This is a genomic window from Streptomyces sp. NPDC058697 (assembly GCF_042715345.1).
GTDB lineage: Bacteria > Actinomycetota > Actinomycetes > Streptomycetales > Streptomycetaceae > Streptomyces > Streptomyces liliifuscus.
In genome coordinates this window covers 556,611-582,741 of the sequence record NZ_JBHXSU010000004.1, presented here as the reverse complement: position 1 = coordinate 582,741, position 26,131 = coordinate 556,611, and the positions used below count along the sequence as shown (strand labels likewise).

Genomic DNA, 26,131 nt, shown 5'->3' with positions numbered 1-26,131 from the left:
GGGTAACCCCGCGGCAATCAGCCGCACGGAGTCCGCGGACCGCGCGGGAGCGGTCCGCGGGCGCGGCCGCCCGAGGCGCACCCTGCGTGCGATGCCCCGCACGCGGAACCGGCCAACGCCTCACCGGCGACGGGACCGGACCGACCGACGGCCGAGGCCTCACGTCTGGTCCAGGCCTCCCGTCTGGCCGAGGCCTCCCGTCTGGTCTAGGCCATTGACTGCTACCGTCGCCCCGAACGGCTTGGGTACCGAGAGGGGACGGCAGTGGCGGACGGCGACGGACGGCGGCGACGGGCCTACATCGGCTCCTTCACGGCGGCAGGGGGCCTCGGTGTCCTCACCGCGGCCGTGGACGAGGAGAGCGGCGCCCTGACGCTGCTGGGCGCCGTGAACAGCGTCGCCGACCCCTCGTATCTCGCCCTGTCACCCGCGGGGGACAGGCTCTACGCGGTGAGCGAGACGGCCGACGGCGCGATCGCCGCGTACCGGCTGAAGGGTGACGAGCCGTCCCTGGCCGGCCCGCTGGTGCCGGTCGGCGGCAGCGGACCCACCCACCTGAGCCTCTTCGACGGGCACGTCCTGACGGCCAACTACGGCTCCGGCAGCGTCAGCGCCGTGCCGATCCGCCACGACGGCAGCCTCGCCACCGCCTCCGGAGTGCTGCGGCACAAGGGATCGGGTCCCCACGGCCAGCGCCAGCAGGGCCCGCACGCCCACCACGTGCAGCCCGACCCGAGCCGCCGGTGGGCCGTGAGCGTCGACCTCGGAACCGACTCGGTACGCGTGTGCGCGCTGCGGGACGGGGCGCTCTTCCTGCACCGCGAGTTCGCGCTGCGGCCCGGCTCGGGGCCCCGCCACCTGGCGTTCCACCCGGACGGCGAGCGCGCGTACGTCCTCAACGAGCTCGCGCCGACCGTCACGGCCTGCCACTGGGATCCCGTCGAGGGAGCCCTCAGGCCGGTCGGTGAGACGTCCGTGCTGCCCGGCCTCCCCGACGGGGACGCCTATCCGTCCGGCATCGTCGTGTCGCCCGACGGCCGCTTCCTGTGGACCGCCACGCGCGGCCAGGACGTCCTCTCCGTGCTCGTGCCCGGCCCGCCCGGCGAAGGGCCCCGCCTGGTCACCACAGTGCCCTGTGGAGGCACCTGGCCACGGGCCCTCGCCCTCGACCCGACCGGCCGCTTCCTGTACGTGGCCAACGAGCGCTCGGGACACGTCACATGGTTCGAGGTGGACCAGGACACGGGCGTGCCGAAGCGGGGCGGCTCGGTCAGGGCACCCGCGGCGTCCTGTGTGGTGCTCGACTAGGACGCCCGCGGGGAAGGCCGCCGGCGCAGCTGCACCTGTGGGAAGAACGCCGGAACCCCGAAGGGCCCGGCTCCGGACAACGGAGCGGGCCCTTCGGGATTCGTGCTGTGCGACTGCCGTCCGCGTCAGCGGACCGGGGCGCCCTGCGGCTGCGGGGGCGCGATGCCCAGCGCCGAGGTGTACTTCGCGAGCGCGAGCTTGCCGATCGCCGGGTACGGGCCCAGCGCCTCGGCGGCGGAGCAGCCCGCCTCCTTCGCGGCGGCGTCGAGCAGACCCGCGTCGAGCTCGGGACCGATCAGGTACGGGGCGAGCGCCAGCTGCTGCGAGCCCGAGGAGCGCAGCTGCTCGGCGGTGGCCGCGATCGCGCCGTCCACGTCGAGCGCCGCCGCCATCACGGGCACGGCGAGCCGCGCGGCGAGCAGCATGCCGGTGATCCCGGCCGCCTGCACGGCCTCGTCGCCGCCCACGGACGCCAGGATGATGCCGTCCGCGGCCGTCGCCACGGTGAAGAGCCGGGCGCGGTCGGCGCGGGCCAGACCCGCCTCGGACAGCCGCACGTGCAGCCCCTCGGCGAGCAGCGGGTGCGGGCCGAGCACATCGGTCAGCTCGGCCGCCACGCGGCTGTCCATGACCGCCTGGCGGACGCGGCGCAGCAGCGCGCCGTCCGGGCCCGCGAGCAGCGGCACGACCACGGCGACCGGGCCGTCGGGCTCCACCACGTCCACACCGGCGGCACGGGCCTGCTCGAAGCGCGCGATGCGCTCCTCGGAGGCGTGCGCGAGCACGGACTGGAGCGTGGGGAACTCCGAGTCGTCCCCGTCGAGGTACCCGATCCGCCCGTCGAGGCCGGGAAGCTCGGAGCGCGCGATGCTCACGACCTCCTCGGCGAGGCTGCGGGTGGCGGCGCTGGGCATGCCCGGCACCGCGAGGACGAGCGCGGGCGCGCCCTCGGGAGCCGCCAACGGTTCCGGTCGGCGGTGCCGGCCGGGCTGGCGGGGTCGCGGCATTCGTACTGGCAGGCCGGACGCGGGCCCAGTGGGGGAGCTCATGGCGCCGAATGTTACTGGTTTCCTGGGCTCCCCTGTTCGGGGAGGGTGCAGGTGAGCGGTATCCGTCCGGTTTTGTCTGATGAGTTACGTACGGATTGATCTCACTGGCTGTCCATGGATCAAGGGGAGTACGTCGACCGACGGTAGTCCGGGCGCTACGAGGCGTCCGTCACGACGTACAGCATGCTCTCGTCGCGCGGCAGCGTCAGCCGGTCGTCGGCCACGTCGACGGCGATACGTACGGCACCGTCGAGCGGGTCGCCCGCCGCCGGGACCTGCAGGGCGTACGGCAGCCGCTCCGCGAGGGCGGTCCGCAACGGTTCGAGGAGGGGGGCGCCCAGCTTGAAGAGACCACCCGTGAGGGCGACGTGGATTTCTCCCGGAGCCTCGTCCGGGCACACCGCTGCCGCCGAATCGGCGATGTGCCGGGCGGCGGCGGCCAGGATGTCCGCCGCCACCGGGTCCTCGCCGGCGCAGGCGGCCACCTCGGGTGCGAAGGACGCCAGCACGGCGGGGCGGTCCGGGCGCGGGTAGAGCTGCCTGGGCAGTGCCGAGGCCGAGCCGAACATCTCCTCGGCGCGGGTGAGGAGCGCTGCCGAGCCGCCGGGCCGCCCGTCGTCGGCGCGCAGCGCCGCTTCCAGTCCGGCCCGCCCGATCCACGCGCCGCTGCCGCAGTCGCCGAGCAGATGGCCCCAGCCGTCCGCCCTGCGCCAGCTCTTCAGGTCCGTGCCGATCGCGATCATCCCCGTGCCGGCCGCGACGACCGCGCCCACCCGCTGCCCCAGCGCACCCGTGTACGCGGTGACGGCGTCGGCGACCAGCGCGAGCCTGCGTACGCCGAGTTCGCGGGCCAGCGCCGACGGCAGATCGGCGCGCAGCGAATCGCCGAGGGTGGTGAGACCGGCGGCGCCGACCGCGATCGCCCGGAGCTTTTCGACCCCGGCCTCGGCCGCCAACCGCCGTGCCATCGGCACCAGTTGTTCGAGGAGATGCCCGGCGTCGATACCCCGAGGGCCGGTGCGCACCGGCTCCCTGGAGGTCAGCGGAGCCGTGACCCGGCCGCCGTCGACGGCCAGGACGATACGCAGCCCCGAACCTCCGGAGTCCACCGCCAGTACGCCCGACGCCTCCGACCTCCCCGACGCCGCGCCGGGACGGGTCACGGCAGCCGCCAGTCCACAGGGGTGCCGCCCTGGCGGGTCAGCAGGTCGTTGGCCCGGCTGAACGGACGCGAACCGAAGAAGCCGCGGTCCGCCGACATCGGTGACGGGTGTGAGGACTCCACCGACGGCAGATCGCCCAGAAGGGGCCGGAGGTTGCGGGCGTCGCGCCCCCACAGGATCGACACCAGCGGACGCCCTCGCGCGGCCAGTGCCCGTATCGCCTGCTCGGTGACCTCTTCCCAGCCCTTGCCGCGGTGGGCGGCCGGCTTGCGCGGGGCCGTGGTCAGCGCCTTGTTGAGCAGCAGCACGCCCTGCTGGGTCCAGGGGGTCAGATCGCCGTTCGTCGGCGGGGGCAGGCCCAGGTCGGTGGTCAGCTCCCGGTAGATGTTGATGAGGCTGCCGGGCAGCGGACGCACCTCGGGCGCGACCGAGAACGACAGCCCCACCGCGTGCCCCGGGGTCGGATAGGGGTCCTGGCCGACGATGAGGACCCGGACGTCGTCGAAGGGTTGCTGGAAGGCGCGGAGCACGTTCGGGCCCGCCGGTAGATAGGTGCGTCCCGCGGCGATCTCCGCGCGCAGGAAGTCCCCCATCCCGGCGATCCGCCCGGCCACGGGTTCAAGCGCTTTCGCCCAGCCCTGTTCGACGATTTCATTCAACGGTCGTGGTGCCACGGCGTCACCCTACTGCCGTACGCGCATGGTTGATCAACCGGTGGCCGCCGCACGGCCCGGGGTGGTATGTGCGGTGACAGCGGCGGGTGTTGGGGCCCGGGACGGTGGCGCGGCCCGGCTCGGTCCGGGGGCTCAATCGATCACCGCGGCCCGTACGCAGAGGACGTCCGGCAGATGGGACGCCAGCTGCTGCCAGCTGTCGCCGTCGTCCGCCGACGCGAACACCTCGCCGTTGCGATTGCCGAAGTACACGCCCGCCGGGTCCGCGTCGTCCGTGCACATGGCGTCGCGCAGCACCGTGCCGTAGTGGTCCTCCTGCGGCAGCCCCGCCGACAGAGGCTCCCAGGTGTTGCCCGCGTCCGCCGTGCGGAAGACACGACATCGGTGGTCCGCGGGGACGCGGTCCGCGTCGGCGTTGATGGGGAAGACGTAGGCGGTGTCACCGCGATGCGGATGGGCGGCCGCGGCGAAGCCGAACGTGGACGGCAGGCCCTCGCCGATGTCCGTCCAGTGGGCCCCGGCGTCGTCGCTGCGATAGACACCCCAGTGGTTCTGCAGATAGAGGCGGTCAGGGGTCGTCGGGTCCTGTGCGATCTTGTGCACGCACTGGCCGAACTCCGGGTTCTGATCCGGCAGGAACACCGCCGAGACACCGGAGTTGGACGGCTCCCAGCTCTCCCCGCCGTCCTTCGTGCGGAAGACGCCGGCCGTGGAGACGGCGACCGTCACCGCGCGCGGGTCGCGCGCGTCGGTGAGGACGGTGTGCAGGCCCTCTCCGCCACCGCCGGGCACCCACTTCGAGCGGGTCGGGTGCTCCCAGAGGGGACGGACGAGCTCGAAGGACTCGCCGCGGTCCGTCGAGCGGTACAGCGCCGCCGGTTCCGTGCCCGCGTACACCACGTCCGGTTCGGCCGCCGCCGGGTGCAGCTGCCATACGCGCTCCAGCGAAGCACCCGTGTCCTGGGGGAACTTGACGGCGGCCTTGGCCGGTTCGGTCCAGGTGCGGCCGAGGTCGTCCGAGTGGAAGACGGACGGGCCCCAGTGCGCGCTGTCGCCGCCGACGAGGAGCCGCGGTACATCACCACGGGTGTCGATCGCGACCGAATAGACCGCCTGGGCGTTGAAGTACGGACTGTCGTCGAACTCCCAGGCGCCGCCGCGCCGCCGCCCGACGAACAGTCCCTTGCGTGTGCCTACCGTGAGCAGTACCTCGGCCATGCCGGCCACCTCCGGACGTCGTTGTCTCAGATATCGGCCAGTTTGCACCCCAGCACTGACAGTCACCCCTGGGCGCGACATTTGCCCAGGTCAGAACGTTTCTTCGGCGGTGCCTGCGATGTGGGGTACGTCTCGTGAGCAACAGGGCGGCGGCGTTCGTATGGGAGGGCGTCGGTGTGCCGGTGATGAGGAGGGCCCGCGATGGCGGCGTTACGAGGTCCGAGGGCGTTGCTGTGGCGATGGTGGCCCAATCCGCTGCGGCGCCGCAGCGACCGGCTGGAGGCCTGGACCGTGCTCGCCACCTGGCTGCTCGTCCTGCTCGCCGGGGTGGTCGCGGGTCTGGCGGCCGCGCAGTCGGTCGACCGCACCCTCGCCAGGGAGCGCGTCGAGTGGCGGCCCGTACCCGCACTGCTCACCGAGCGGGCGCCCGGCACCAGGGCGGCCGGTGCGGAGCGGGTGTGGGCCAAGGTCCGCTGGACCGCGCCCGACGGTTCGGCCCACGAGGGCCAGACCCGGGTCGAACCCGGCAGTACGGCCGGCACCCCGGTCACCGTGTGGACCGACCCCGACGGCCTCCTCGTCACCAGGCCCGCGACGGAGGCCCAGGCCGGTCTGCGGGCGGCGATGATCGGCATCCTGATCGGAGTGAGCGCCTCGGCCGTGCCCTTCGCAGGCGGTCGGATGGTCCGCCGGCGCCTGGAGCGGCGGCGGATGGACCAGTGGGACGTGGAGTGGGAGCGGGTCGGCCCCCAGTGGGGATGGAAGACCGGCTGAGGGGGGGGCATCCAGCGAGCCGGGCGGCGTCAGGAGGGGAGCCGGGCTGTCACAGACCCGGACCCTGTCCGGTCTGCATGGTCAGCAGGTCCGATTCCGTCGGACCGAACCGGAAGGGTTGCACCATGAAGATCGTAGTCATCGGCGGCACTGGGCTCATCGGGTCGAAGCTGGTGGAAAGGCTCAGGGCGGACGGCCACGAGGTTCTGCCCGCCTCCCCGAACACCGGCGTCAACAGCATCACGGGTGAGGGTCTCGACGACGCGCTCAAGGGCGCCTCCGTCGTCGTCGACGTGTCCAACTCGCCGTCCTTCGAGGACAGCGCGGTGCTGGAGTTCTTCCGTACATCCACGGGCAATCTCGTCGCGGCCGAGGCCGCCGCAGGTGTGGGACACCACGTCGCGCTGTCGGTCGTGGGGAGCGAACGGCTGCCCGACTCGGGCTATCTGCGTGCCAAGGTCGCCCAGGAGGAGCTGATCAAGGGCTCCGGGATCCCGTACACGATCGTCCGCGCCACCCAGTTCTTCGAGTTCGTGAAGGGCATCGCGGCCGGATCCACCGAGGGCGGCACGGTCCGGCTGCCCTCCTCGCTCCTCCAGCCGCTCGCGTCCGACGACGTGGTCGCGGCGGTCGCCCTCGCCGCCGAGGCGGCTCCGCTGAACGGCACCACCGAGGTGGCGGGCCCCGAGGAGCTCCACCTCGACGGGTTCGTCCGCACGGGCCTGGCGGCCGAGAAGGACCCGCGCGAGGTCGTCACCGACGAGTCCGTCGGCTACTTCGGCGCGCACGTCCGGGGGCGCGAACTGCTGCCCGGCCCCGACGCCCACCTCGCCGGGACCAGCTTCACGGAATGGCTCGACCGCCAGAAGTAGGCCGCGTCACAGGCAGGCCGAGCCACAGGCAGGTCGCGTCAGAGACAGGTCCCGCCTCGGGCGGGACCTGTTCAGACCGAACGGTGGTACTGGTCCGGCACGTGCGCGGCGCCCCCGAGTTCGCGGGCCGCGTGCCGGGCCCACGAGGGGTTGCGCAGCAGCTCGCGGCCGAGCAGAACGGCGTCCGCCTCACCGTTGGCGACGATCTTCTCGGCCTGCTCGACATCGGTGATGAGACCGACGGCTGCGACGGCCATCGACGTCTCGCCCTTGACGCGTGCGGCGAAGGGCACCTGGTAGCCGGGCCCGACGGGGATGCGTACGCCGGACGCGTTGCCGCCCGTGGAGACGTCGAGCAGGTCCACGCCGTGGGCGGTGAGTTCGGCGGCGAAGCGGACCGTGTCGTCGGCCGTCCAGCCGTTCTCCTCCAGCCAGTCGGTGGCCGAGACGCGGAAGAACAGCGGCTTGTCGTCCGGCCACACCTCGCGCACGGCGTCCACGACTTCGAGGGCGAAGCGCACACGGTTCTCGTACGAGCCGCCGTACGCGTCCGTGCGCCGGTTGGAGTGCGGGGAGAGGAACTCACCGATCAGGTAGCCGTGCGCGCCGTGGATCTCGGCGATCTCGAAGCCCGCGTCCAGCGCCCGCCGCGCGGCGTCGGCGAACTGACCGACGACCTCCTTGATGCCGTCCACGGTCAGCTCGGTCGGCACGGGGTGGTTCTCGTCGAAGGCGACCGGGCTCGGCCCGAGCGGCTGCCAGCCGTACGCGTCCGGGCCGACCGGCGCGCCGCCCTTCCAGGGACGGTCGGTCGAGGCCTTGCGGCCGCCGTGCCCGAGCTGGATCGCCGGAACCGTGCCCTGGGACACCAGGAACCGCGTGATCCGCCGGAACGCCTCGACCTGGGTGTCGTTCCAGATGCCCAGGTCGTATGGCGAGATCCGCCCCTCGGGGCTGACCGCGGTCGCCTCGACGATGATCAGGCCGGTCCCGCCGGCGGCCCGCGCCGCGTAGTGCGCGAAGTGCCAGTCGTTGGGAGCGCCCGTCCCGGGGCCCTCCGGCGCGGCCGAGTACTGGCACATGGGCGCCATCCAGACCCGGTTCGGGACGGTCAGATCGCGCAGGGTGTAGGGCTCGAAGAGCGCGCTCACGGCGGACTCCAATTCGTGACGGGGCCGGATGACGACTCGTACGATAGGCATCGTAGTACGGCGGATGTCAAACTACGAGACCTCTCGTACAATGAAGTTCTCCGGAGACCCAGGACCCCAGATCTCCGGCCCCGACGGACTGGAGCCGCCGTGACGACCGCCGCCCCCACCAGCAGCCGCGACCTTCCGCACCCCGGGCGCACGGAGATCCGGCTGGAGGCCGTGCTGCACGCGCTCTCCGATCCGATGCGGCTGCTGGTCGTGCGAGAGCTCGCCGCCGATGGCGACGAGCTCTCCTGTTCGCACTTCGATCTGCCCGTCACCAAGTCCACGACCACGCACCACTTCCGGGTGCTGCGCGAGGCGGGTGTGATCCGGCAGATCTACCGGGGCACCGCCAAGATGAACGGGCTGCGGCGCGAGGACCTAGACGACCTCTTCCCGGGGCTTCTCGACAGTGTCCTCGCCGCCGCCGCTCGCCAGGCCGTCCGCCTCGGGGGCAGCTGAACTTCCCTTCGAGGGAAGGTGGTTGAAGAGCAGGTTCAGCACGATCGCGGTCAGACAGCCCGCGCTGATACCGCTGTTCATGACCGTCTGGAACCAGTCGGGGAACTTCGCGTACACCGTCGGCACCCCGACCGGCAGCATGCCCACGGCGACCGAAACGGCCACCACCGTCAGGTTGTTGTTGCCCTTGAAGTCGACCTGCGCCAGCGTCCGCAGCCCGCTCGCGGCGACCGTGCCGAACATGACCAGGCCCGCGCCGCCCAGCACCGGAGCCGGTATGGCCGCGACCACCGCGCCGAGCTTGGGCAGCAGGCCGAGCAGGACGAGGATGCCGCCGGCGGTGGCGACGACCCAGCGGCTGCGAACCCTTGTCATGCCGACGAGACCGACGTTCTGCGCGTACGCCGTGTACGGGAACGTGTTGAAGACACCGCCGAGGACTGTGGACAGGCCGTCCGCGCGCAGGCCGTCGGCGAGCGAGCGGGGCTCGATCTTCCGGTCGGTCATCTCGCCGACCGCGATGAAGTCACCGGTCGTCTCGGTCATCGTCACCAACGCCACGACCAGCATCGAAGCGATCGCCGACGCCTCGAACGTGGGGGCGCCGAAGTGGAACGGAGTGCTGATGCCGAGCCAGTCCGCGCTCCCGACCCCGTCGAAGTCCGTGAAGCCGAACGGCACGGCGACCGCGAGCCCCACCGCGATGCCGAGCAGCACCGCGATCCGGCTCAGGAAGACCGGTGCGAACCGCTGCACGGCGAGCACCGCCGCGAGGACGAAGGCCGCGAGCGCGAGGTTCTTCGGTTCGCCGAAGTCCGGTGAACCCACCCCGCCGGCCGCCCAGTTGCCCGCCACCGGCAGCAGCGAGAGCCCGATGATCAGGATCACCGTGCCCGTGACGAGCGGCGGGAAGAAGCGCAGCAGCTTCCCGAAGACCGGCGCCAGCAGGATGATCGCCAGCCCGGCGACGATCACCGACCCGTAGATCGCGGGCAGTCCGCCGCCGCCCGTACCGATCAGCACCATCGGCGACACGGCCGCGAAGGTGCAGCCCTGCATGATCGGGAGCCGCACGCCGAAGCGCCAGAACCCGACGCACTGAATGAGCGTTGCGATGCCGCACAGCAGCAGGTCTGCCGTGATCAGGTACGCCATGTCCGCCGGCGACAGCTTCATCGCGCTGCCGACGATCAGGGGGACCGCGACCGCGCCCGCGTACATCGCGAGGACGTGCTGCAGGCCGAAGGCGGCGAGGTGGCGGACGGGTGGGACCTCGTCCACGGGGTGCACTTGACGTGCGGGGGTGGGGGGTGGGGTTGCCATGGGCACTCCAGGAGCGGCGGGGAGGTGGGGACTGCCTGAGACCGTAAGCGGGTTGAACAGTTTGTTGATTTCTGGTCTGTTGCCGCCAGGTGTCATGCCCGGAGAGGTACGTGGCTATCCGCGGGTTGTGTGTGGCTGGTCGCGCAGTTCCCCGCGCCCCTTACGGGGCGCCCTGTGCCTGGGCTGCTTCCAGTAGTGACTGCCAGTCGGGGAGTTTGACCACGTGCCTGCCCAGGGAGGTGCCCAGTTCCGCCTCCGCCCGTTCGATTGCCTGCCAGCCCTCCCATTCGACCGGGTGCAGGCCCTCCGCCCTGAGGGCGGCCAGCGGGTCGGGCAGTACATCGCGACGCGCGAGTGTTGGCGCGTCCTCCAGAAGTGATGTCACCGTTTCCTTCGCGCAGGGGCGGTTGGTGCCGATGACGCCTGTGGGGCCGCGTTTGATCCAGCCGGCCACGTACTCGCCGGGGGAGACCGATCCGTCGCGGAGGACGCGGCCCGCGAGGTGGGGGACGGTGCCGAGGCCCGCGTCGAAGGGGAGGCCCTCCAGGGGCACTCCACGGTAGCCGACCGAGCGCAGGACCAACTGGGCCTCGATGTCCTCGAATTGGCCCGTCCCCGTCACGCCGCCCAGGCCGTCCGGGAGTGTCCGTTCGAAGCGGACGGCGCCCACGCGTCCTGCGTCCGGGAGGAGTTCGACCGGACGGAGGAAGAAGCGGAGACGGATCCGGCGGGTGCCGGAAGGGTGCGGGTGTTCGGCCCAGCCGCGCAGCACCTCGACGTTGCGGCGCTGGGCGGCGGGCAGTCCGGAGGGGTCGGCGTACGCCGGGTCGAGCGCCAACTCGGCGGGATCCACGACCACTTCGGTGTCCGGCAGGCCGCCCAGTTCGCGCAGTTCCTTGGTGGTGAAGCGGGCCTGCGAAGGGCCGCGCCGCCCCACCATCTGGATCTCCCGCACCGGGCTGGCGGCCAGTGCGGCGAGCGCCGCCTGGGGCAGGTCGGTGGGGCTCAGCTCCGCGGCGCCGCGGGCCAGCATCCGGGTCACGTCCACCGCCACGTTGCCGACGCCGATGACAACCGCCGCCCGCGCGCCGACCACGAAACCGTCGGACAGGGAGTCCGGATGCGCGCTGTACCAGGACACGAACTCGGTCGCCGACCAACTGCCGGGCAGCTCCTCGCCGGGCACCCCGAGATGCCGGTCGGTGGCGGCGCCCACGCAGTACACGACCGCGTGGTAAAGCTCCCGCAGCCGGGCGGCCGACAGCCCGTCCGGGCCGACCCGGACACCGCCGAGGAACCGCACCCGCTCGTGCTCCAGGACCGTACGCAGATTGTTCTGCAGGGACTTGATCTTCTCGTGGTCGGGTGCCACGCCGTAGCGCACCAGGCCGTACGGGCACGGCAGCCGGTCCAGGACGTCCACCCTGACGTCCGGCACCTGGCCCTGCTGGACGAGACCCTGCGCGGTGTACACCCCACTCGGTCCCGAGCCTACGACGGCGACCTGCAGCACGGCTGAGCCCCTTCCCCGAGGAGAACGAGGAGATCGCTGGTGCTTCCAGCATCGCACCGCATCGCGCGCCCGGGGAGGGGCGGCGCACGGTGCTGCGCCGACGGGGGTGCCCTGCCGGGAACGTACGCGTGCCTATTCGCAGTGAATGTGATCATGCGGTTACGTTGCGTATGTGCTGGAAGCATCCTTTCTTAATCTTTTTGATCGATATGCGCCGGACGGTGTCGTGTCCGTGTGGCCCGCCTGGAAAGTGCGGGAGCACGGGCAGGAGCGCGACACCGCCACGACGTGGTGCAACGTCCGGCTGTCCTTCGACGACGGCGCCCGGATCGACATGCTCGCCGCGGTGTGCGACGGATGCGTCTCCGTCGAGGACGTACGGGCCCGGCCGGCGCTCTCGCTCGACGACCTGGCGGTTCTCCCGGACTGGATCGAGGGCCCGCTCCTGGAGGCGTGCGGGGGAGTGGCGGAACCGGTGAGTGCCGCGCTCGCCGAAGGGTCCTCGGACAAGCGGCACGCCCGCCCCGCCCGGCCGCGCGGCAGCGAGGGCCGGCGCTTCGTCGCCGGGGAGTATCTGGCGGCTCAGGGAGCGGGCCGGGACCCGGTGCTCGCGGTGATGTCCGCGACCGGACACAGTCGCCGGCGTGCGCTCAGGCTGATCGCCGGAGCGCGCGACGCGGGCCTGCTGACGCCGCGTCACGTGCGTCGCTGAGCAGAGGGTTTGGGCGATCGGGCGATCGGAGGGTCGGGCGATCGGGTGCCGTCAGGACATCTCGCGCATCCGGCTGATCTCGGCCGTCTGCTGGGCGATCACATCGTCGGCCATCTCCTCGATCTGGAGGTTGTTGCCCTGGGCCTTCACATCGGTGGCCATGGTGACGGCCCCGTCGTGATGGGTGATCATCAGCTTCAGGAAGAGCTCGTCGAACGCCTTGCCCTGCGCTGCCCGCAGCTTCTTCAGCTGCGCCTCGGTCGCCATGCCCGGCATCGGCTCGTGGTCGTGGGACTCGCTCTTCGCGGCACCGCCGTGCTTCTTCAGCCAGGCCTTCATGGTGTCGATCTCGGGTCGCTGAGCGGCCGCGATCCGGTCGGCCAGCCCCTTCACCCGGGTCGACTCGGCCTGCTTCGCGGCGAGTTCCGTCATCTCCAGCGCCTGCGTGTGATGCTCGATCATCATGCGCGCGTAGTCACGGTCGGCGGCGTTGGGGGAGTCGTCCTCGGCCCGGTGCTTGGCGGCGTCCTCGGCGGAGAGGGTCTGGGCGGCCTCGCCCGGCTTGCCGGGGGCGATGACCGAAGGGCCCGTACCCGCCGCGGACTTGGACGGGGTCTCGTCGTCCGAACCCGTGCAGCCCCCGAGTGCGAGGACGGCGGACGCCGCGATCGCGACGCGGAACAGGGACTTACGGCCAAAGGGCACAGCGACCTCCTGAGTCACCCGGGACAACAGACACCTCGTGAGTGTTGATGACCGTCTTAGCACGCTGCTGAACGTGATTGATCAAAAACATTCATTACGAATGCGTTGCCGCCTGTTGATCTGTGCATGATGAAGACGATACTTCGGAGGAACCTGAACCGTTCGACTGCGAACGGCTACAAGGGAGGACGCAGTGACCCTGTTGAACAATCACCGAACGCGGCGCAGACGTCTGGGAGTTGCCGCCACCGCGGCCGGCCTCCTGGCCGCGCTGCTCACGGCAGGTCCGGCGGTCGCGACCCCAGACCCCGGGGACTCGCCGGCCACGTCGCAGAAGGTCTCCAAGAGCGAGGCGGCCGAGGCCAGGGCCGCGATAGCGAACGGCGAGATACCCGGGCAGGACGAGATCGTCCACTCGGACAACATCCAGCACCTCGCCAACATCCCCAAGGACACGCTGGCGGGGACCAATTCGGACCTGGCCTTCCAGGGCAAGTACGCGTTCGCCGGCAACTACGACGGCTTCCGCATCTTCGACATCAGCAACCCGAAGTCCCCGAAGACGGTCTCCCAGGTGCTCTGCCCGGGCTCGCAGAACGACATCTCCGTCTCCGGCGACCTGCTCTTCCTCTCCACCGACTCCTCGCGCAGCGACAACTCCTGCAACAGCACCACGCAGCCCGCGACCGAGAAGTCCTCCTGGGAGGGCATGAAGGTCTTCGACATCAGCGACAAGAAGAACCCGAAGTACGTCGCGGCCGTCGAGACCGCCTGCGGTTCGCACACCCACACGCTGGTGCCGGAGCGCAGGAACGTCTACGTCTACGTCTCCTCGTACTCGCCCAGCGCCTCCTTCCCCGACTGCCAGCCGCCGCACGACGGCATCTCGGTCATCAAGGTGCCGCGCAAGGCCCCGCAGAAGGCGAAGATCGTCAACTTCCCCGTCCTGTTCCCCGGTTCGGGGCCTGACGGCGGCGGCAACCCGGGCGGGCCCACCAACCCGGGCGTCTCCAAGACCACCGGCTGCCACGACATCACCGTGCTGCCCTCCAAGGACCTCGCGGCGGGCGCCTGCATGGGCGACGGCATCCTGTTCTCCATCAAGGACCCGGAGAACCCGAAGATCATCGACCAGGTCCAGGACAACGTGAACTTCGCGTTCTGGCACTCGGCGAGCTTCAACCAGAAGGCCAACAAGGTCGTCTTCACGGACGAGTTGGGCGGCGGTGGCGCGGCCACCTGCAACGCGGCCACCGGACCGAACCGCGGCGCCGACGGCATCTACGACATCGTCGGCAAGGGCGACAAGCGCAAGCTCGTCTTCAAGAGCTACTTCAAGATCCCGCGTCACCAGGCCGACACCGAGAACTGCGTGGCCCACAACGGCTCGCTGATCCCGGTCAAGGGCAAGGACATCATGGTCCAGGCCTGGTACCAGGGTGGTATCTCCGTCTGGGACTTCACCAACTCCTCGAAGCCCAAGGAGATCGCCTACTTCGAGCGCGGTCCGCTGAGCACCACGACCATGGTCACCGGCGGCTCCTGGTCCGCGTACTACTACAACGGCTACATCTACTCGAACGACATCGCCAAGGGCTTCGACGTTCTGAAGATCAACGACCGTCGTACGGACCCGGCGAAGTGGGAGCGTCTGCGTGAGCTGAACGTCCAGACGCAGCCGGACTACTTCGACTGACCGGACTGTCTCGACTGACCGGACTGTCTCGGCCGGCCGGACTACTCCGGTCGGCCGGTCCGGTCGGCCTCGTCCGTCTCGCGGTTGTGCTCACGGCCATGCTCGCGGCTCTCGGGAGCGAAGAACCGTGAGAGGTCCTCGTGGCAGGTCCCGTCGGGTGCCTCGGCGCCCGGCGGGGCACCGCACTCCCAGTCGAGCCGGTAGCGCCGGAACAGCTCGGCCCGCAACGTCCGCAGCGGCATCGGGACCCCCGGCACCAGCGCCGCGTACACCGAACCCATCAGGAGCGCGCGCAGCATCGGGTAGTCGGTGGCGGCGTCCGGTGAGCCGTAGCGGGCCATGGTGTCGCTGAGCAGTTCCGCCAGGCGCTGCTGCTCCGGGCACTGCATGAACCCCTCGGCCTGCAGGATGCCCGCCATGTGCTGGCGCATCAGCATCGGGTGATCGCGGGCCAGGCCCAGGATGGCGTCAATGGCCCGCGCCATGCGCTCCCGACCGTCCTCCGTACGCGGCTCGCGCTCCAGCGCCTCCTCCAGCGTGCGGTGCATCAGCCGGTGCACCGCCGACTGTACGAGCTGGCGTTTGCCCGGGAAGTAGTACGAGACGAGGCCTCGGGCGGAGCCCGCCCGGTCCGCTATGTCGCCCAAGGTCGTGGCCTCGTACCCACGCTCGCTGACCAGCTCCAGGGCCGCCTGCAGAAGCCTCTCGCGGGAACGCCGCCGCAACTCTTCATTGACCGAGGCGCTGCGAGGGGACATCCTATGTACTCCTGCGTTGACTGGCTGCCAGCCAACTATACTCAGCGCGTCCGGAGCGAGTCCCGCCAGGGATCTTTCTCCGGGCTGCCGTCCGCTCGGGGCGACGCGGGGGATCGTCCCGGGCGGACGGGAAGTACTGCCGCCTCCGTGCTGTCCCGCCCGGCCGTCCGGGCCTGACCAGCAGCTGTCGCCGAGCCGCCGCCCGCTCCTTACAGTGGGCTGGAGTGCCGAGGAGGCGTGGGACATGGATCAAGAGCAGATCCTGGCCAGGATCACGGCGATGGTCGACGACGAACGCAGGCTCCGCGACGCCGTCGCGTCCGGGCAGATCGACAGCACCACCGAACACGAACGGCTCGGTGAGCTGGAGCGTGAGCTCGACCAGTGCTGGGACCTGCTGCGCCAGCGGCGTGCGAAGTCCGAGTTCGGCGAGAACCCGGACGAGGCGCGCGCCCGCCCGTCGTCGCAGGTCGAGGGCTACCAGAGCTGACGGGTCCGCCGAGGCTTCGGCCGCCCGCCGGGTCCGGACGGGACTTCGGCCGCCCGCCGGGTCCGAACGGGACTTCGGCCGGCCCACCAGGTCCAGACGGGACTTCGGCCGGCCCACCAGGTCCGGACGGGACTTCCGCCTGCCCACCAGGTCGAGCGAGGCTTCGGTCAGCCGACCCGGTCCAGTACGGGCCGCAGCCCGTCCGGGCGCTCGGTGACCGGCAGGTGGTCGACGAAGTGCACTCCGCAGCCCAGGGCCGCGGCTCCGCCGTCCGCGCGCCGGTCGTCGCCGACCATCAGGGTCTCCCGCGGATCGGCCCCGAGCGCGTCACAGGCGGTCGCGAACAGCCTGGGGTCCGGCTTCTGGATGCCGTGCTCGTACGACAGGACGTATGCGCCGATGTACGGGTCGAGGCCGTGCTCCCTGAACACCGGCCGCAGGTCCCAGCCGATGTTGCTGACCACGCCGACGGCGACACCGCGCTCGCGCAGCGCGCCCAGCACCTCGGCGGTGTCGGGGTACGGGCGCCAGGCGGCCGGTGACATATGGCGGTCGTACAGCCTGTCGTGCAGCGCCGGATCCGGGAGCGCCACCTGACGGGAGACACCGGTGTACGCCGCCCGGTGCAGCTCGGAACTCTGGTCGCGGATGCCCCAGATGGGGGCCACGTCGGCCGGTACCGGCGCCGACGGCTGGGCTCCGCCGGGCTGCGCGCCCACGGTCTCCAGTTCCTTCGCGGCCCGGATCAACTCCGGTTCGGGCATGGGCACTTCGGAGTCGGCCAGGACCGTGCGCAGCCAGGACCCGGTGGATTCGATTCGGAAGAGGGTTCCGGAGAAGTCGAACAACACGGCAGCCATGCGCGGGACTTTACCGGCCGCCTCTCCGGCTGCCTCGACGACGCCGGGCCGGTCACGCGCTCGCTGAACTCGCCGTGAGTCTCCGGGAGTTGTAGCCCCCTCGACAACAGGGCCGGTCTGGCAAGGACACCGATCGGCCGCGACTGGTGCCCCTCCCCCTCCCCCCTCCGACTCCAGCGATTCGCGAGTGCCGCCGAGAACCGAACGTGATCTCCGTGCGTGATACCGGAGGACGCGTTGGCATGCACACGAGGGCGGGGGAACGCGAGTGGGATTCACAGCACGCGCGAGAACGGCGGCACTGGCCGTCGCGATGGCCGGGGCGCTGGTCACGGGGGCGGTATCGGCGGGCGGCCAGCCGGCGCAGGCCGCCGGCTCCGCCGCGCAGGACGGGACGAAGGCCTCGGCGAAGTCGAAGTCGAAGGCGAAGACCAAGCCTCCGGCGACCGTCACGCTGATCACCGGCGACCGCGTGGACGTCGACTCCGACGGCCGGGTGGTTCGGCTCAAGCGCGGCAAGGGCCGCGAGAAGATCGGCTTCTCGGTGCGGCGCGAGGCCGGCCACACGTACGTCGTCCCGCAGGACGCCCTGCGGCCGGTCGCCGACGGCGTGCTCGACCGGAAGCTGTTCGACGTCGCGCAGCTGGTCAAGGACAGGTACGACGACGCACACCGCAGCACGCTGCCGCTGATCGTCGGCTACCGGCAGGACGGCGCCGGAGCAAGAGCCGCGGCCGGTGACCCCTTCGCGGGCGTGGCCGTCCGGGAGCGCCGTGCGCTGCCCGCGGTCGACGGCGAGGCGTTCAAGGCGCCCAAGGCCGGCGCCCCGGCGCTCTGGGCGGCCGTCACGGGCCGCTCCGAGGCCCGTACGGCAGGCGGCAAGGCCGCCCCCGCGCGGCCCATCGCCCATGTCTGGCTGGACGCGAAGGTCCGGGCCTCCCTGGCCGAGAGCGTGCCGCAGATCGGTGCGCCCGCCATGTGGAAGTCGGGCTACACCGGCAAGGGCGTCAAGGTGGCGGTCCTGGACACGGGCGTGGACCAGACCCACCCCGACCTCGCCGGCGTCGAGACGGCGCAGAAGAACTTCTCCAGTTCCCCCGACGTCGAGGACCGCTACGGGCACGGTACGCACGTGGCCTCCATCCTCGCCGGGAGCGGGGCGAAGTCCGGCGGCCGCTACAAGGGCGTGGCACCCGACGTCCAACTGCTGGACGGCAAGGTCCTGGACGACGACGGCAACGGAGACAGTTCGACCGTCATCGCCGGCATGCAGTGGGCCGTCGACCAGGGCGCGAAGGTCGTCAACCTGAGTCTGGGCTCCCTCGACAGCCCGGGTGTCGACCCGAAGGAGGAGGCCATCGCCCAACTCTCCGACAAGGCCCTGTTCGTGGTGGTCGCGGGCAACTCGGGCAGCGGGCCCCGCACGATCTGGTCGCCCGGCAGTGCCCCCGAGGCGCTCACCGTCGGCGCCGTTGACAAGGAGGACCAGCTCGCCGACTTCTCCAGCCGCGGCCCGAACCTCGACGGCACGCTCAAGCCGGACATCACCGGCCCCGGCGTGGACATCACCGCCGCCCTGACGACACAGAGCTCGGTCCCCCCGAGCGAGGACTACGTCGTCAACTCCGGTACGTCGATGGCCACCCCGCATGTCGCGGGTGCCGCCGCCCTGGTGCTCCAGCAGCACCCGGACTGGAGCGGAGCCCGGCTCAAGTCGCTGCTGACCGGTTCGGCCAAGCCCAACCCGTTGCTGAACGCCCACCAGCAGGGCGCGGGCCGGGTGGACCTGACGCGCGCCGCCACGAGCGTGGTCGTCGCCGAGTCCGGCTCCCTCGACTTCGGCACGCAGGCCTGGCCGCACACCGACGACGAGCCGGTCTCCAGGACCCTCACCTACCGCAACCACGGAACCCAGCCCGTCACCCTGCGGCTGAGTGCCTCCGGGACCGACCCGGAGGGCAACCCCGTCCCGGCCGGCCTGTTCAGCGTCAAGGACGCCCAGCTCACCGTTCCGGCCGGCGGCACAGCGCAGACCACCGTCACCGCCGACACCCGCGAGGGCACCGTCGACGGCGTCCTCGGCGGCACCGTACTGGCGTCGGGTGACGGCCAGGAGGTGCGCACCGCTCTCGTGGTCGAACGGGAAGTGGAGTCGTACGACGTCACGGTGCGGCACATCGACGCCGCCGGGGCGAACCCGGTCACCTACGCGACGATCATCAGCTCCATCGGCGGGCTCCGCGACCGCGTGGAACTCCCGTACAGCGAGGACGGCACCGTGGTCCAGCGGCTGCCCAAGGGCTCCTACCAGTTGGAGAGCCTGGTCTTCGCCGAGGACAACGAGGTGGGCTTCTTCGTCCAGCCCGTGCTGAACGTCGGCGCGGACACCACGGTCACCCTCGACTCGCGCGAGGCCAAGCCGTTCGCGGTGAAGGCCCCCGATCCGGCCGCGAAGCTCGTCACCTCCATCGTCGGGTACGACGACGAGGCCGCGGGCGTGTCCAACACCTGGTCCAGCAGCGGCGTGCCGGCGATGCGCACCGCCGCCCTCGGACCGGCCTCCGACGCGATGCGGGCCCAGTTCAACGGGGTGTGGCAGGCGCCCGGCGCGGCCGGCAAGAACGTCGACTACCGGCTCGCCTTCAACCGCGAGGGCAGCTTCTTCACCGGCCTCAACCGCACCGTCACCCGGGGCGAGCTCGCCGAGGTGAAGCTCGGCTTCGGCGCCTCCGTCACCGGGGCCAAGGGCCTGGTCCACATCACGCCGCTGGACGAGCGCGGGATCAGCGTCGGCATACAGGACCCGCAGGAGCAGAACCTGCCGCAGACCACCACGCACTACCTCAGCGCGGAAGGCGTGCACTGGTCCTGGAAGGCCGCGCAGCTCAACTCCGGCGGCGAGGAGCGCATAGTCCACACGAAGGAATGGGTGACCTACAAGCCGGGCTCCAGCCACACGCTGAGGTTCAACACCGGTGTGGCCGGCCCCGATCTCGCGGCCGGGAGCCCGGAGCAGCAGGGCGCCGAGCGGACCGGCGACTACCTCAGCGCCAGGATCCCGCTGTTCAACGACGGCAGCGGCAACCCGGGGTCCTCGATCGTCACCGACGGCTTCGCCCGGCTGGAATCAGGCGGGCGGATCCTCAACGAGGGCCCGCCCACGGAATGGCTGGGCACCGAAGTCCCCGCCGCCTCCGCCCCGTACCGTCTGACGGTCGAGGCGAGCCGCTCCGCCGAGGACACCTCCACCAGTACGAAGGTGAGGGGGGTGTGGACGTTCACCTCGGCCCTGCCGACGTCGCAACCCACGGCCAGGCTGCCGCTGTCGACGGTGCGGCTCGCTCCGAAGCTGAGCCTGCGCGGGACGGCTCCGGCGGGCGGCACGCTCACGGTGCCGCTGAAGCTGAGTGGCGCGGCCGCAGCGGCCGGGCAGGTCGCCGCGCTGACCGTGAACGTCTCCTACGACGGCGGCCGGACCTGGAAGCCGCTCACCGTGACGACCGACGCGAAGGGGGCGCGCTCGGTGAGCGTCAAGCACCCGGCGACTGCCAAGGCCGTGTCCTTCCGGGTGGACCTGAAGGACAAGGGCGGCAACACCATGCGCGAGACGATCACGAACGCCTACCGGCTCGCTCCGTGAAGTGACCCCACACCGGTGACCGTTGCCCGGCCCCGGTGAACCCTCCGGCCTGGTACCCGCACCTGCGGGCACCAGGCCGGATCAGTGGTCGTCTACGGCGAGATCTTCCGTTCGTCGGCCTTGAGCTTGCGACCGCGGAGCGCCCAGAGTCCGTACGCGGCAAACAGTGGTTTGACGATCACCCACTCGCCAGGGCGGTAGTCGTCCGCACGCACCAGTTTCTCCGCGAGATCAGGGCGCTGCCGCCGCAAGTACGCACGGGCCTTGAGTGCGTGGGCCGGCTGCGAGACGATCTTGATGCGGTCGACGCCCTCAAGCAGTGGGATCACGTTCGTGATGTTCTCCCATGTCGTCGCACTCTCCTCTTCGAGGAGCACCGCGCCGTCGAAGCCGAGCACCGACTTCGCGTAGTCGGCCATCAACTGGGCTTCCGAAGCGCCACCGCTGGTCGCACCACCACTGAAGATCACGCGGGTGTCATGCGCACTGTCGGCGCCGATGGAGCGAATGCCGGCTCGGACCCGCCATCGGTTGATGACGTTCGCCGTCGCCCGGGGGTTGCGGAAACCCAGCACGACCACGGCCTCGGCGGCGCCCTCACCGTTCCCCACCAGAACCCGGGACCAGCGCCAGTTCAACCACTCGCCCCAGGCCAGAGTCGCAACCCCGGCCATCGCCAGTCCCGTCCGTCGCCGCATTCGGCGACTCTAGGGCACCTGGGCGTCGGCCGTGGTGCCCGAGGGCGCCGTCAGCGCGGCTCGGAGGTGCCCTGGAACCTCGTGTACGACGCCACCGCGAGCGCCACCGTCAGAACGCCGAGCAGCCAGCCGCCGAGCACGTCCGACGACCAGTGCACGCCCAGCCAGATACGGGTGAGGCCGACACCGATGACGGACACGACGGAGAGGGTGAGCGCGATACGCCACAGGACGCGTCCGGCGCCGTACAGATGCAGGAGCCACAGCATCAGGCCGCACACGACCGTGGCCGTCATCGCGTGGCCGGAGGGATAGGCCGCGAAGTGGGCGGAGTCCACGGGGTCGGGCCACACCGGACGCTTCCGGTCGATGGCCGCCTTGAGCCCCTGCTGGAGCAGTGTGCCGAGCACACATGTGGCCGTCAGCCACAGCGCGAGCCACCATGCCGAGTGGTGCAGGACCAGCCAGAGCACGGCGACGGCGCACACGGCACGCATCGTCCAGGGGTCCCACACCCAGTCCGTGAGGATGCGGAACGTCTGCGTCGTGTCGGGGTCGTCGACCGCCCAGCGGTGGGTGGTGCGGGCGATGTCGCCGTCGAGGGCGATGAGCGGGTCCCAGGACATCGCGACCAGGACGAGCAGCAGTACGGAGGGAAGAGCGACAGCCGCCGCGACACGTACGGCGATCCCGGGACCAGGAGCGTGGGGCGGCGAGTCGACGGGTGGGGAGTGCATGCACCGATCCTCGCCGACCCGTGGGGTCAAAGGCGAACCCGGGGTGTCCGGGGCGCTGCGCGTCGGCTAACCGAGCGCCCGCAGACCCGGCACGAAGGTCACCAGGACCGGGACCACCGGCACCAGCGCGGCGGCCGCCGTGAGCCGCAGCCGACGGGCGGGCGGAAGGCGGTCCGGGGGAGTGAGCAGCCGGTGCACGCGCTGCGGTACATGGGCGTGCGGCGTGGGACAGGGGCCGAACACGCCCCGGTCCTCGTTCAGTTCGACCAGCGCGAGGGCGGTCGTCAGCCGGCCGAAACGGCGCGAGGCCATGTCGTCCGCGGCGAGTTCGACCAGCCGGTGCATCTCGTCGCGGAACGCCGCGAACACCGGGACCTGCGGAAAGCCGTTGGCCAGCGCGGCCGAGGAGTGCAGCAGCCAGTCGTGCCGGGCCTGCGCGTGGCCCTGCTCGTGGGCGAGCACCGCGTCCAGCTGCCGTCCCTTGAGGCGGCGCAACGCAGCCGTGGTGATGACGAGTTGGGGCGCCGCCCCCGGCAGCCACCAGGCGTCGGGACGCTCGCCCTCAAGGACGACGAGGCGATCGCTGCCGGGCTCCTCGCCGGGCAACACCGGGGCGCGTACGAGGAGTTCGGCCCGCCGACGGCGGTGCCGGGTCCTGGCCCGGGTGATCTCGCGCCCCAGCATCGCGGCGCTCCAGACACCACCGAGCGCGAGCGCCACCGCGGTCGTCGCGGCCCAGGGGCCTCCGGCAAGCGCGTAACTCTCCACGACGCCATGCGGGGCGGGGGCGAAGACATGGCCGCGGACGGCCTGCCAGGCCCCCGCCGCACTGAGCGTCATCGACAGCGCGCAGCACAGCAGAACGGCCATCACCACGCACTGCCACACCCACAGGGCGACCACCGGTTCGCGGTCCTGCCAGTCCGTCCGGGCGAGCAGCCGCGGAGCGAGGACGGCGGCCAGCGCGCCGAGCAGCAGCAGTGCCGCGGGGACCATCATGGCTGCAGCCTATGAGCGGGGCGCCGCCGGCGGATACGGGCTGCCGCGGCAAGTGACGTACACCACGGTTTCGTAAAGCGGGCCCGGGGGCCGGGAGATGCCCGCTCGGAGAGTGAGATGCCGTTGGCCCGGAACGTGAGAAGAGCCGGCCCGGAACGTGGAAGGCGCCGGCCCGGAACGCGGGAAGCATCGGCCCGGAACGTGAGAAGTTCTGGTTCAGAGTGTGAGAAGCATGGCCAGCATCCCGATGCCCATCGAGAGCCGGCACGCCCGTGCCAGCTCCAGCCGGTCGCCCCACCCGGCGGTACGGACACCCCCGCCGGATCCGGATCCAGGCCGAGGTCCGGGCGCAGGTCCCGGTCCAGGTCCGGGCACACGTCCAGGTCCGGCGACGGCGACCGGTACCAGCCGCGTGCCCGTCCACAGCACATACGCCGTGAAGTAGGCGAGGAGCACCCCCGTCAGCGCGGGAACCCCGGCGTGCGCCCCGCTCGCCATCACCGCCGCCATGTAGGCCATCGCGAACGCGCCCACCAGATGGTGCAGATGGTGGGTGCTGCTCCGCGCGGCCCACAGGGCACGCAGCGCGGCCGCCCCGAACACCGCCGCGTAGGCGACCCAGGCCCAGCGCGGGGGCGCGAGAGCCGCCGCGGGCACGGCCATCGCGGCCATCCCGAACCCCATCAGCGCCTCACCGCCCGCGGTACGGCGCTGCTCCTCGACCCTGCTGCGCATCCGCAGCAGACAGTAGGCCCCGGTCGCCGCGCACAGCGCGACGAGCAGCCAGCCCGGTGACGCAGGACCGTGCACCGCGCACCTCCCCGCTCGACGGTGTCGAACAGTCCGTTCCAAGTGATGCCCGGAGAGGGCGGAGCGCAAGCAAGCGCAAGGGTGTAGACGGGGGAGCGTGCGGGAGTGCGGGCAGTATCGTCGATATCCTTCACGAGTAAAACACCTGCTAACCTTATTGCCATGAGCAGTGCCGCACCCAGCCCCAGCCCCGCACGCCGACTGCCTCTCGCGGGCGTCCTGCGCGTCGGCAGGCCCTCCGACATCTGGTTCAAGCCCGCGCTGAGCGTGGTCGTCGCGGTCGGCGTGCCGAACCTGACGCTGCTGGCGCTCAGCCGGCTGGACCTCGCGATGTACACGATGGCCGGGTCGCTCTGCGCGCTCTACGCCCACAACCTGCCGTACGCGGCCCGCGCCCGGGCCCTCGCCTGGGTCGTGCTCGGCATGCTGGCCTCGCTCGCGGTCGCCCTGGTCACGGCGTCGCTCACGTCCTCCGCCGTGATCCTCGTTGCCGTCGGCGCGCTGCTCGCCGCCGCCCAGAAGGCGCTGTGCGACGCGACCCGCATCGGCCCGCCCGGACCGGTGATCTTCGCCTTCATCAGCTCGGCCGCCCTCTTCATCCCGCAGACGCTCGGCCAGGTCCCCGGCCATCTCGCCCTCGCCGCCGCGGCGGGCGCCTGGGCGTGGCTCGTCGGCATGGCCCCCGGCCTCGTACGACCGCACGGACCGGAGCGCCGGGCCACGGTGCGAGCCCTGAACGCGGCAGCCGCGTACGCCGAGATGTTCGTCGAGACGTCCGCGGCCGCGTCCGCCGAGGCGTCCCCCACCGCTTCCCCCTCCCCTTCCCCCGGACGTGAGCGCGCCAGAGCGGTCGCGGCCGCCGCCGTGCACGCAGCCTGGCAGTCGCTGCTCGCCACCGGCGCCCGCTCGGAGCCCCGACGCGCCCTCGAAGGGCTCGTCGTGCGGGCCGAGATCGCGCTCGCCGCACCCGCCGACACGGACCCGGCACGACTGCGCTCCTGGGCGCGCGACCTGCGCGGAAGGGGCCCCGTGCCGCGCGTGGAGCCGGCATCGGCGGCCGACGAACCCCTCGGCGACGAACTCCTCGGTGTGGAGGCCGAACGGGCCGCGGGCAGGCGCCCGTTGGCCGACAGGCTCGGCCCGCTCCTGCCCCTCGCCCTGCGCACCGCGCTCGGCTGTGCCCTCGCCGGCTATGTGTCGCTGGCGCTCGGCGTCGGCCGCCCGTACTGGGCCCTGGTCACCGCCGCCTCGCTCTATCAGGCGAACATCACGCTGACCTGGAGCCGTGGAGTACAGCGCGTCGTCGGCAACCTCGTCGGCGTACTCCTCTTCGCGGCCGTCGCCCCGCTCGCCCACCTCGGCCCCGCCGCCCTCGTCCTGTGCTGCCTCGCCTTCAACTTCGGTGCGGAGGCCCTGATCAGCCGCAACTACTGGCTCGGCAGCATCTGCGTGACCCCGATGGCGCTGCTGATCACCGAGTTCACGGGCTTCCAGCAGCCCGGCGAGCTGATGACGGACCGGATCGTGGACACGGTCGTCGGCGCGCTGGTCGGCTTCGTCGCCGCGGTCGCGGTCACCAACCGGCGGGCCGGAGACCGCATCGAGAACGACCTCGACACGGTGGAACGGGCCCGCGAGCACGCCGAGCGACTGATCGCCGCCGAGCGACCCGGGCCGCGCGCCCTGGAAGCGGCCCGCCGCCGGCTGACCACCGCGCTCGTCGAGCTGCGCGCCACGGCCGACGCGGCCGCGGGCGAGTGGTGGCAGCGCGCCGTGCCGACGGAGCGGGTGCTGCTCGCCGAGCGGGCCGGACACCGTACGCTCGCGACTGCGGTACGACGGCAGGGACTGCACGTTCTGGAGGGCAAACGGGCATGACGGCAGCGAACGGGCGGACGGCGGGCAGAGGGGGCGCGGTCCACGGAGAGCCGGCCGGGGGGACGGCCGCGGGGGACACCCTCGCCGCGGTGGTACGGCAGTGGCAGACGGTCCACCCCGACCTCGACACCGGCCCCATGGAGATCATCGGCCGCATCAACCGCTGTGCCGCGCTCCTCCAGCAGGCCGAGGACGCGCCCCTGCGACACGCCGGACTCACCCGCCCCGAGTTCGATCTCCTCGGCGCCCTGCGCCGTACCGGCCTCGAACTGACCCCCGGCGAGCTGGCCCGCGAGACCTTCTCCTCCGGCGCCGCCGTCACCAAGCGGCTCAAGCAGCTGACCGAGCGAGGCCTGGTCGAGCGCCGGGGCGACACCCGCGACCGACGCGTCGCCCATGTGCGCCTCACGGACGCCGGACGCGACCTGGTCGACTCCATCCTGCCCGACCAGCTCTCGTACGAGACCGCGGTCCTGTCCGGGGTCGACGGCACCGTGCAGCGGGAACTCGCCGCGCTGCTGGGCGAGTTGCTGGTCCAGCTGGAGGGCAGGCTGCGCGCCCCGCGCGGCTGACACCTCGGCGGCGTCAAGCCCTGA

24 protein-coding genes are annotated in these 26,131 nt (G+C 71.6%); 10 read left to right on the top strand and 14 right to left on the bottom strand.

Features of this window, described 5'->3' with window-relative positions; genetic code table 11:
- Positions 1-264: 264 nt before the first annotated feature.
- Entirely contained in the window at positions 265-1,308 is a 1,044-nt protein-coding gene (locus ACFWXQ_RS13475; RefSeq protein ID WP_383950902.1) for a lactonase family protein, read from the top strand.
- Between the two features lie 125 nt (positions 1,309-1,433).
- Here the strand turns inward: ACFWXQ_RS13475 and ACFWXQ_RS13470 are convergent, their stop codons facing one another.
- The 4 genes from ACFWXQ_RS13470 to ACFWXQ_RS13455 form a co-directional block, all read right to left on the bottom strand.
- Complete coding sequence (locus ACFWXQ_RS13470; protein ID WP_200400138.1) at positions 1,434-2,357, bottom strand: sirohydrochlorin chelatase; 924 nt, start codon at positions 2,355-2,357, stop codon at positions 1,434-1,436.
- A 155-nt stretch (positions 2,358-2,512) separates the two neighbouring features.
- Complete coding sequence (locus tag ACFWXQ_RS13465) at positions 2,513-3,520, bottom strand: N-acetylglucosamine kinase (RefSeq protein WP_383950899.1); 1,008 nt, start codon at positions 3,518-3,520, stop codon at positions 2,513-2,515.
- Positions 3,517-4,194: a uracil-DNA glycosylase gene (locus ACFWXQ_RS13460; protein WP_383950897.1), complete on the bottom strand. Its 678-nt coding sequence runs from the start codon at positions 4,192-4,194 to the stop codon at positions 3,517-3,519. The genes ACFWXQ_RS13465 and ACFWXQ_RS13460 overlap by 4 nt, the downstream gene beginning before the upstream one ends.
- A gap of 132 nt (positions 4,195-4,326) precedes the next feature.
- Positions 4,327-5,412 (bottom strand): WD40/YVTN/BNR-like repeat-containing protein, encoded by a 1,086-nt coding sequence (locus ACFWXQ_RS13455; protein ID WP_383950894.1) that lies wholly within the window; start codon positions 5,410-5,412, stop codon positions 4,327-4,329.
- 201 nt (positions 5,413-5,613) lie between these two features.
- Here ACFWXQ_RS13455 and ACFWXQ_RS13450 point away from each other — a divergent pair, with 201 nt between their 5' ends.
- Both ACFWXQ_RS13450 and ACFWXQ_RS13445 read left to right on the top strand, forming a co-directional pair.
- Complete coding sequence (locus tag ACFWXQ_RS13450) at positions 5,614-6,186, top strand: hypothetical protein (RefSeq protein ID WP_383950891.1); 573 nt, start codon at positions 5,614-5,616, stop codon at positions 6,184-6,186.
- 125 nt (positions 6,187-6,311) lie between these two features.
- Positions 6,312-7,058, top strand: coding sequence for an SDR family oxidoreductase (locus tag ACFWXQ_RS13445; protein WP_383950888.1), 747 nt, complete (start codon positions 6,312-6,314; stop codon positions 7,056-7,058).
- Between the two features lie 71 nt (positions 7,059-7,129).
- On the opposite strand, the gene ACFWXQ_RS13440 is transcribed toward ACFWXQ_RS13445, so the two are convergent.
- Entirely contained in the window at positions 7,130-8,209 is a 1,080-nt protein-coding gene (locus tag ACFWXQ_RS13440; RefSeq protein WP_383950933.1) for an NADH:flavin oxidoreductase/NADH oxidase, read from the bottom strand.
- Between the two features lie 150 nt (positions 8,210-8,359).
- On the opposite strand from ACFWXQ_RS13440, the gene ACFWXQ_RS13435 reads away from it, so the two are divergent.
- Complete coding sequence (locus ACFWXQ_RS13435; protein WP_383950885.1) at positions 8,360-8,716, top strand: ArsR/SmtB family transcription factor; 357 nt, start codon at positions 8,360-8,362, stop codon at positions 8,714-8,716.
- Here ACFWXQ_RS13435 and ACFWXQ_RS13430 read toward each other — a convergent pair.
- Entirely contained in the window at positions 8,636-10,039 is a 1,404-nt protein-coding gene (locus tag ACFWXQ_RS13430) for a nucleobase:cation symporter-2 family protein (RefSeq protein ID WP_386268185.1), read from the bottom strand. The genes ACFWXQ_RS13435 and ACFWXQ_RS13430 overlap by 81 nt on opposite strands.
- 160 nt (positions 10,040-10,199) lie before the next feature.
- Complete coding sequence (locus tag ACFWXQ_RS13425) at positions 10,200-11,552, bottom strand: FAD-dependent oxidoreductase (protein WP_383942530.1); 1,353 nt, start codon at positions 11,550-11,552, stop codon at positions 10,200-10,202.
- Positions 11,553-11,778: 226 nt separating this feature from the next.
- Between ACFWXQ_RS13425 and ACFWXQ_RS13420 the strand changes: the two genes are divergently transcribed.
- Positions 11,779-12,264, top strand: a complete 486-nt coding sequence (locus ACFWXQ_RS13420; RefSeq protein ID WP_383942533.1) for a DUF6214 family protein — start codon at positions 11,779-11,781, stop codon at positions 12,262-12,264.
- A gap of 51 nt (positions 12,265-12,315) precedes the next feature.
- Here ACFWXQ_RS13420 and ACFWXQ_RS13415 read toward each other — a convergent pair whose 3' ends face one another.
- Positions 12,316-12,969, bottom strand: coding sequence for a DUF305 domain-containing protein (locus tag ACFWXQ_RS13415; RefSeq protein WP_383942536.1), 654 nt, complete (start codon positions 12,967-12,969; stop codon positions 12,316-12,318).
- Positions 12,970-13,162: 193 nt separating this feature from the next.
- Between ACFWXQ_RS13415 and ACFWXQ_RS13410 the strand changes: the two genes are divergently transcribed.
- Entirely contained in the window at positions 13,163-14,665 is a 1,503-nt protein-coding gene (locus ACFWXQ_RS13410; protein WP_383942539.1) for an LVIVD repeat-containing protein, read from the top strand.
- Positions 14,666-14,706: 41 nt separating this feature from the next.
- On the opposite strand, the gene ACFWXQ_RS13405 is transcribed toward ACFWXQ_RS13410, so the two are convergent.
- Positions 14,707-15,423 carry a TetR/AcrR family transcriptional regulator gene (locus tag ACFWXQ_RS13405; protein ID WP_383942542.1) on the bottom strand — a complete coding sequence of 239 codons (717 nt, stop codon included), beginning with the start codon at positions 15,421-15,423 and terminating at the stop codon, positions 14,707-14,709.
- Between the two features lie 244 nt (positions 15,424-15,667).
- On the opposite strand from ACFWXQ_RS13405, the gene ACFWXQ_RS13400 reads away from it, so the two are divergent.
- Complete coding sequence (locus ACFWXQ_RS13400) at positions 15,668-15,913, top strand: DUF2630 family protein (protein WP_383942545.1); 246 nt, start codon at positions 15,668-15,670, stop codon at positions 15,911-15,913.
- 167 nt (positions 15,914-16,080) lie between these two features.
- Here ACFWXQ_RS13400 and ACFWXQ_RS13395 read toward each other — a convergent pair whose 3' ends face one another.
- Positions 16,081-16,773, bottom strand: a complete 693-nt coding sequence (locus ACFWXQ_RS13395; RefSeq protein ID WP_383942548.1) for an HAD family hydrolase — start codon at positions 16,771-16,773, stop codon at positions 16,081-16,083.
- Between the two features lie 268 nt (positions 16,774-17,041).
- Here ACFWXQ_RS13395 and ACFWXQ_RS13390 point away from each other — a divergent pair, with 268 nt between their 5' ends.
- Complete coding sequence (locus ACFWXQ_RS13390) at positions 17,042-20,413, top strand: S8 family serine peptidase (protein WP_383942551.1); 3,372 nt, start codon at positions 17,042-17,044, stop codon at positions 20,411-20,413.
- Between the two features lie 92 nt (positions 20,414-20,505).
- Here ACFWXQ_RS13390 and ACFWXQ_RS13385 read toward each other — a convergent pair whose 3' ends face one another.
- The 4 genes from ACFWXQ_RS13385 to ACFWXQ_RS13370 form a co-directional block, all read right to left on the bottom strand.
- Positions 20,506-21,111: a YdcF family protein gene (locus ACFWXQ_RS13385; RefSeq protein ID WP_383942554.1), complete on the bottom strand. Its 606-nt coding sequence runs from the start codon at positions 21,109-21,111 to the stop codon at positions 20,506-20,508.
- A 50-nt stretch (positions 21,112-21,161) separates the two neighbouring features.
- Positions 21,162-21,848, bottom strand: coding sequence for a phosphatase PAP2 family protein (locus ACFWXQ_RS13380; protein WP_383942557.1), 687 nt, complete (start codon positions 21,846-21,848; stop codon positions 21,162-21,164).
- 66 nt (positions 21,849-21,914) lie between these two features.
- On the bottom strand, positions 21,915-22,847 hold the full coding sequence (locus ACFWXQ_RS13375; protein WP_383942561.1) for a M56 family metallopeptidase: 933 nt from the start codon (positions 22,845-22,847) through the stop codon (positions 21,915-21,917).
- Positions 22,848-23,063: 216 nt separating this feature from the next.
- The gene (locus tag ACFWXQ_RS13370) at positions 23,064-23,657 is read right to left on the bottom strand and encodes a DUF5134 domain-containing protein (RefSeq protein ID WP_383942564.1); all 594 of its coding nucleotides are present in this window, start codon (positions 23,655-23,657) and stop codon (positions 23,064-23,066) included.
- A gap of 162 nt (positions 23,658-23,819) precedes the next feature.
- Here ACFWXQ_RS13370 and ACFWXQ_RS13365 point away from each other — a divergent pair, with 162 nt between their 5' ends.
- Together ACFWXQ_RS13365 and ACFWXQ_RS13360 are read left to right on the top strand one after the other, a co-directional pair.
- Positions 23,820-25,535 (top strand): FUSC family protein, encoded by a 1,716-nt coding sequence (locus ACFWXQ_RS13365; protein ID WP_386268180.1) that lies wholly within the window; start codon positions 23,820-23,822, stop codon positions 25,533-25,535.
- On the top strand, positions 25,532-26,107 hold the full coding sequence (locus tag ACFWXQ_RS13360) for a MarR family winged helix-turn-helix transcriptional regulator (RefSeq protein ID WP_383942569.1): 576 nt from the start codon (positions 25,532-25,534) through the stop codon (positions 26,105-26,107). Before ACFWXQ_RS13365 ends, ACFWXQ_RS13360 begins: the two co-directional genes overlap by 4 nt.
- Positions 26,108-26,131 lie beyond the last annotated feature (24 nt).